Raw genomic sequence first — 731 nt, forward strand, 5'->3', positions numbered from 1 at the left:
GCTTCGTATAAGTTTCGTTCACTTCGTCTCGACGCCACGTCGGCATATAAGGAATCACGATGCCTTGATTGATATGAGCCTTCGTCAACGATTCCTCTTCGAAGATATAGGTCATAGTGGCGCACGCAAGCCGCGCATCGCGGATGCGTTCAATGCGATCCGCACGAATGAGCTGATCGGACACATCAATCAAGAGGGTGGCGTCCTTCGAGGCTGCATACTGGCTTATCTTACCTGCGAGTTCCCCGCGTTTCAGCAGATAGTACATCTGAGAATGATTAAAAAAGGCTGAGAGTATCAGGACACGGCCGTACCCGTAGAACAAACGTTGGGGGCTGAGCGTGATCTGGACTTCTACATTCTGCAATTCGCCCTTGCGCTGCTCTTCGTGAAATGCGACCCACACATGCAGCGTACCGTTGCGCACATGTTCAAGCACCTTGTGCAAACGAGTCACGTACTGTGCCTTAGGGCGCTGTGCAGATTCCCAAATTCGCTTCAGGCGATGTTCGGTCATGGGCTCCGCGCCGGATTTCCATGACCATCGGGCTAGAACGCCACCACGATACTCGCGCGGTTCGATCACTTCTACGCATTGCTTCAGGTCTTGAAGAACTTTGGCGGGAGCTTTCACCGTGAGTGAGGTCTGAACACATTGACGCGCTTCGTCAAAGATCAACGAGATTCGATCCTTGCCGGGCATATCGAGACGAACCCGCAGCAAGCAGTCG

The 731-nt window shown here is 53.1% G+C and carries 1 protein-coding gene; it reads right to left on the reverse strand.

The features are described from left to right. On the reverse strand, window positions 1-731 hold a 731-nt coding region (locus AC1RPW_RS07740), incomplete at both ends, for a hypothetical protein (RefSeq protein ID WP_481769401.1).

Source organism: Dellaglioa sp. CoH-55-MRSF-8, assembly GCF_056782195.1.